Consider the following 5,865-nt stretch of genomic DNA (forward strand, 5'->3'; position numbering starts at 1 on the left):
TGTAACTTCGGGATAAAGGGTCCTCACCTCGGGGAGGCGCAGAGAATAGGTCCAGGCAACTGTTTAACAAAAACACAGGGCTGTGCAAACTCGAAAGATGAGTATACAGCCTGACACCTGCCCGGTGCCGGAAGGTTAAGAGGAGATGTCACCGCAAGGGAAGCATTGAATTGAAGCCCCAGTAAACGGCGGCCGTAACTATAACGGTCCTAAGGTAGCGAAATTCCTTGTCGGGTAAGTTCCGACCTGCACGAATGGTGTAATGATCCGGACGCTGTCTCAACCATGAGCTCAGTGAAATTGTAGTATCGGTGAAGATGCCGATTACCCGCGATGGGACGAAAAGACCCCGTGAACCTTTACTACAGCTTAGCATTGACCTTGGTCATCCGATGTGTAGGATAGGCCGGAGGCTTCGAAGCGGGAGCGCCAGCTTTCGTGGAGCCATCCTTGAAATACGGCCCTTTGGCTGTCTGAGGTCTAACGCGAGATCGCGGACACTGCTTGGTGGGTAGTTTGACTGGGGTGGTCGCCTCCAAAAGCGTAACGGAGGCTTCCAAAGGTGCCCTCGCGGGTATTGGTAACCGACCTCAAAGAGTGCAATGGCATAAGGGCGCTTGACTGGGAGGCAGACATGCCGAGCAGGCAGGAAACTGGGGCATAGTGATCCGGCGGATGTGTATGGAAACTCCGTCGCTCAAAGGATAAAAGGTACTCCGGGGATAACAGGCTGATCCCCCCAAGAGCTCATATCGACGGGGTGGTTTGGCACCTCGATGTCGGCTCGTCACATCCTGGGGCTGGAGAAGGTCCCAAGGGTTGGGCTGTTCGCCCATTAAAGTGGCACGCGAGCTGGGTTCAGAACGTCGTGAGACAGTTCGGTCTCTATCTATCGTGGGCGGGAGTTTTGAGTGGTGCCGTCACTAGTACGAGAGGACCGTGAGGACAGACCTCCGGTTACCGTTGTGCCGCCAGGCGCACCGCGGGTATCGCTCTGGATCGGATAAGCGCTGAAAGCATCTAAGTGCGAAGCTTCCACGAGATAGAACTCCATTGAGGGTCGTCGCAGACGACGACGTTGATAGGCGCAGGTGTAAAGACGGCGACGTCAAAGCCGAGCGCTACTAATTGCCCGAGAGCTTTCGCTTTCAGGCACACACTTTCAGTTGTATTGCAACTGTCAATTCTACAAAACAAGAAGTCTGTAACATTACGCATGCCCCCATATCAGGTGGCGACAGCGGGGTTCCACCTCTTCCCATTCCGAACAGAGAAGTTAAGCCCGCTTGCGCCGATGGTACTGCAATGCAATGTGGGAGAGTAGGTAACCGCCTTTTTTCACTTTAAGACTTGAATCCTCCGGAAGAGCAATCCTCCGGAGGATTTTTTTTGCGTCTGTACGCATCAGGGTCTTCCTTGGTCCTCATGCACGTCATGTCTGTTTTCATCAGGCGATAATTGAATTGTCCGGACAATTACCAGATGGTTTTTGCATGCAGAAACAGACGGAAGTGACTGAATTATAGACACTTCCGAATATGTGACCAGATGGTTGACGGTTTTTGTTGAATTTTAGTATGATGACCGTTTGAGTATAAAGAAAGCGGATTACAGTTCCCTACCAGGAGATGTAATCCGCTTTGTGGCTCAGAATGCGTAATGTTATCGTATTACTTTATTCTAACTTGTCTGGGCGTTTGAATTGTTGCTTTAGTCATTCACGTTACCCGTCATGTTGAAACCCTTTGCAAGGCCGCCCTCGCTAGTCTCTTTGTATAGCGATGGAATGTCGTGTCCGGTGCGCTTCATTACCTCTACGACGCGGTCGAACGAAACGCGGTGAGATCCGTCGGAGAATGCGGCATAGAGATTAGAGTCGAGTGCTCGGGTGGCAGCGAAGGCATTGCGTTCGATACATGGTATCTGCACCAATCCACAAATAGGGTCGCAAGTCATACCGAGGTGGTGTTCCAGTCCCATCTCTGCTGCATATTCTATCTGAGACGGGCTGCCACCGAACAACTGGCAGGATGCTGCTGACGCCATGGCGCATGCTACGCCCACTTCTCCTTGGCAACCAACGGTCGCTCGGAGATGGATGCGTTTTTCTTCACTATATTTCCTACCAGTCCCGCTGTGGCAAGAGCGTGCAGGATTTGTTTGTCTGTGAATTCGTGGCTCTTTGATATATGATATAACACCGCTGGCAGCACGCCGCATGCTCCACAGGTAGGAGCGGTGACGATTGTTCCGCCTGAAGCGTTTTCCTCACTCACTGCCAGAGCATAGGCATATACCAATCCTCTTGTCTGCAGCGACTGTTTATAGCCACTTGCTTTCACGTAGTATGTCGGTGCCTTGCGTGGCAGATTGAGCGGACCGGGAAGTCTTCCTTCACGTTTAAGACCACGTTCAACCGCCTCTTTTCATCTTGATCCATACCACTTCGAGATAATCCCACAGACTGCTGTCTTCGCATAGCTGCACGTATTCCCAATAATTTCTTCCCGTGCGTTCACACCATTTTCATTATCTCTGTCATGGAGTTCATGTCGTAGACTTCAGGTGAGTTGAACATGTCGTCATCTCCTTTGCCTTCAGAGAGCGCACCTCCACCTATGCTGTATACCGTCCATTCGTTGATAGGCTTCTCGTCATTTGTGAGCGACTTGAATTTCATTCCGTTGGGATGGAACGGAAGGAATACGTCCGGTTTCCAGATTAATACCTAACGGGAAGCAATGGGTTCCAGCACCTCGATGATGGCGATGTCTGTCATGTGTCCTTTGCCCGTAGCGGCAAGACTACCATAGAGAGTCACCTCGAACGAGCTTGCTCGCGGTTGTTCTCCAGAAATATCTTTGCGGCTTTCTGTGGACCCATCGTATGACTGCTTGATGGTCCCTTGCCTATTTTGAAAAGTTCTTTAAGCGTTTTCATATCTCTATTACCTTTAAAATGCAAAATTAGCGGAAAATCATATCAATAGCAAATGCAGAGTTGACTTTTTTCAGTTTCTCTCTCTTCCTGTTTTGATATTAAGAGCTTGTTATTACCTTTTATCCTTGATATTTACGTTCTTGATGGAAAAATGTCCTGACAAATCGTTTTATTTTTGATAAAAATACGTATATTTGCGCCTGATGACGACAAATAGGTTAATACGCGGAATGATATGGCTCAGTAGGATTGGCTGTTGCCGGGGCTTCGGAATACAGTCGCCTTGGGCTTACAGCCTCGTCAGATACGTCATAAATGAGCATTACCCGTATTATGCCTACGAACGTCTGGCAAAGGATTTTCCTGAGGCAGATGCCGTGAGACGCAAGATGGGGTGAGTTCTTTCTCCGTCTCGCCAACCATGCCCAGCCAGAGATGGTGGTGGCGGTGGGCTTTGATGATGAAGACATGAAGCGTGACAAGGCTTATTTCCGTGCAGGCTGCAATTCTCTGCGTTGGGCGGGCATTGGGCCGTGTGATGCGGATCCGGCGCTGGAAACGCTTGGAAATGCACCGGGGACGCATATCCTGCATGCCAATGCCCCTGCAATAGATGCAGAATGGCTGACGGAAGCGGTGAAGCGGTTGCGGACCGGTGATTTCGTGGTAGTGGATAGGTTGAACTACAACAAGGCGGTCTGGCAAGATGTAGTGGGGAGACTTCAGAATATAGTGTCCTTTGATATGTATTATTGCGGATTGGTGTATGTCGATCCGAAACGATATAAGCAGAATTACAAGATTAACTTTTTAAAAATCTCAAGACTATGGCAATAACAAAGGTTTATACAAAGACAGGCCGACGAGGGCATGACGAGCTTGGTAGGAGGAGTGAGGGTGAGAAAGACAAACCCTCGTATCGAGGCATACGGCACCGTGGATGAACTCAGTGCGCAGCTCGGTCTGCTTGCTTCATTCATGAAGGATGGCGACGACAAAGAATATGGTGATCAGCATTCAGCGCACGCTGTTCACCCGGTATGCTCATATCTCGCTACCGATACCACTCAGACCAAGTTGGCACCTTCGTATACCATCGACCCGCCAGGAGGTGACGGTGCTGGAAGAGGAAATTGACCAGCTGAACGGCAGTCTGCCCCGACAGACGTCATTCATCATCCCCGGAGGCTCAACATGAGGCAGCTCTCGCACATGTATGCCGCACGGTATGCCGCAGGGCGGAGAGGCGCATATTCTTCCTCGGTGAAACCACCAAGCTCGATGGAAATGTATTGCAGTATATCAACCGTCTTTCTGACTATCTCTTCATGCTCGCACGCAAATTAAACTTTAATGACGGTGTGAGAGAAAAAATATGGAAGAAAAACTTGTAGATAAGAAAAAAAAACATTATTTTTGCGCTCAATTTTATAATAGGCAGCGAGCTGGCATGGTGATGCTGCCTGGTATCGCAAACTGATAATTTATATTTACTATGTATTGGACACTTGAATTAGCTTCAAAGCTCGAAGATGCGCCATGGCCTGCAACGGAAGGACGAATTGATTGACTACGCAACTCGTTCCGGGCGCCGCTTGAAGTGTTGGAGAATCTGCAGGAGATAGAGGATGAGGGTGACGTCTACGAGAGCATCGAGGATATCTGGCCCGACTATCCGACAAAAGAAGACTTCCTCTTCAACGAGGACGAATACTAACAGCTCAAACAGCTACACAAACAGCTTAAAGCATTGAATATAAGCGGTATGGGAATTGTACGACAACATTCCTATACCGTTTTTACGTTCTTTTACCGCCAAATAAAATGCTCAAATAAGTATATTTTGAAGAATTAAATGATCAATAATCGGTACTTTCTGAATTCTTTCTTCGCTGATCATTTAATTCTGATAAACTTTTCTGCTATCTTCGCGTATATAGTGCATAAATCAAATTCATATTATTGTATATGGGAAGAATATCGCGAATCTTGAATGTAGACTTAAAGGCACAAGGAATGTTCGGATAATAAGATCATGCCTAAGAGTATGTTGTACAACATCAATTTCTTTATTTGCCAACTCTACTTGAAATAATTCGGCCCTATTTTTTGCGATACCAATAATAATTAACCTGAGTTCGGGATAAGAAAGTCTTTATAAAAGTTGGTAATCTCAATAATTTTTAGTACCTTTATGGTTGTAAATCAATTAGTTATAAAGTAAAAGGATACTATAGTTATGGAGATTACCAAGGACAAAATTACTGAAAATTTTCTGTATTATCGATGATTTTTGCCAAGAATATGATAAGAGATTGCCCGCATGTCCATTTGTGAGCCTGACGGGCGTAAGCACCGCAATCGGAAATGTACTATGAGCCGGTCGGAAATCATGACAATACTCATCTGCTTTCATTTCAATACTTTCCGCAACTTCAAGCATTATTACCTCTTTTATGTCAAGGTGCACCTGCACGACTTGTTCCCAAAGCAGCTCTCTATATAACCGCTTTGTTGAACTCGAGTCCAGAGTCGCGGTTGAGATGATGCTGTTCCTCCAACTGTTTTGCTTTGGTAGATGCACGGGTATAAGTTTCATTGACAGTACATGCATTCCTGTATGCCACAACAAGCGTATAACAAGGAATAAGGTGTTCCGTGGTTATGCAGAAAGAGGCAAAAGCACCATGGGATGGTATTTCGGTTTCAAGTTACACCTGATATGCAATGAGAGAGGTGAACTGCTTAACTTTATGCTTACGAAAGCGAATGTTGACGATAGAAATACAGATGTTTTTAACAGATTGAGTGATAATGTGTTCGGAAAATTATTCGCAGACAAAGGATATATTTCGCATGGCTTGTTTGAGAGATTGTTTAACGACGGTATAGAAATTGTCACTGGCTTGAAATGCAATATGAAAA

The 5,865-nt window shown here is 46.8% G+C and carries 2 protein-coding genes, 2 rRNA genes and 5 pseudogenes; 8 read left to right on the top strand and 1 reads right to left on the bottom strand.

What is annotated here, in order from left to right:
• Window positions 1-1,149, top strand: a 23S ribosomal RNA gene (locus CCC32_RS00145); the annotation flags it as partial.
• Between the two features lie 78 nt (window positions 1,150-1,227).
• Window positions 1,228-1,337 (top strand): 5S ribosomal RNA (gene rrf / locus CCC32_RS00150).
• 373 nt (window positions 1,338-1,710) lie between these two features.
• On the opposite strand, the pseudogene CCC32_RS00155 reads toward rrf, so the two are convergent.
• A pseudogene (locus CCC32_RS00155) lies at window positions 1,711-2,940 on the bottom strand (L-serine ammonia-lyase).
• A gap of 230 nt (window positions 2,941-3,170) precedes the next feature.
• Here CCC32_RS00155 and CCC32_RS00160 point away from each other — a divergent pair.
• From CCC32_RS00160 to CCC32_RS12765, 6 genes and pseudogenes are all read left to right on the top strand, one after another.
• Window positions 3,171-3,338, top strand: a complete 168-nt coding sequence (locus CCC32_RS00160) for a hypothetical protein (RefSeq protein ID WP_287071348.1) — start codon at window positions 3,171-3,173, stop codon at window positions 3,336-3,338.
• Window positions 3,339-3,375: 37 nt separating this feature from the next.
• Window positions 3,376-3,777 (top strand): hypothetical protein, encoded by a 402-nt coding sequence (locus CCC32_RS00165; RefSeq protein WP_287071349.1) that lies wholly within the window; start codon window positions 3,376-3,378, stop codon window positions 3,775-3,777.
• Window positions 3,778-3,810: 33 nt separating this feature from the next.
• Window positions 3,811-4,138: pseudogene (locus CCC32_RS00170) on the top strand (ATP:cob(I)alamin adenosyltransferase).
• Window positions 4,139-4,166: 28 nt separating this feature from the next.
• Window positions 4,167-4,334 (top strand): annotated as a pseudogene (locus CCC32_RS00175) (ATP:cob(I)alamin adenosyltransferase); the annotation flags it as partial.
• 101 nt (window positions 4,335-4,435) lie between these two features.
• A pseudogene (locus CCC32_RS00180) lies at window positions 4,436-4,657 on the top strand (DUF2795 domain-containing protein).
• 522 nt (window positions 4,658-5,179) lie between these two features.
• Window positions 5,180-5,865: pseudogene (locus tag CCC32_RS12765) on the top strand (IS982 family transposase); the annotation flags it as partial.

Source organism: Prevotella sp. LMAG:51 (genome assembly GCF_008680225.1).
GTDB lineage: Bacteria > Bacteroidota > Bacteroidia > Bacteroidales > Bacteroidaceae > Prevotella > Prevotella pectinovora.

Excerpts from the sequence above, each read along its gene's own strand:
- CCC32_RS00165 (WP_287071349.1), top strand. The coding sequence starts at position 3,376 with ATGGTGGTGGCGGTGGGCTTTGATGATGAAGACATGAAGCGTGACAAG.
- CCC32_RS00160 (WP_287071348.1), top strand. The coding sequence starts at position 3,171 with ATGATATGGCTCAGTAGGATTGGCTGTTGCCGGGGCTTCGGAATACAG.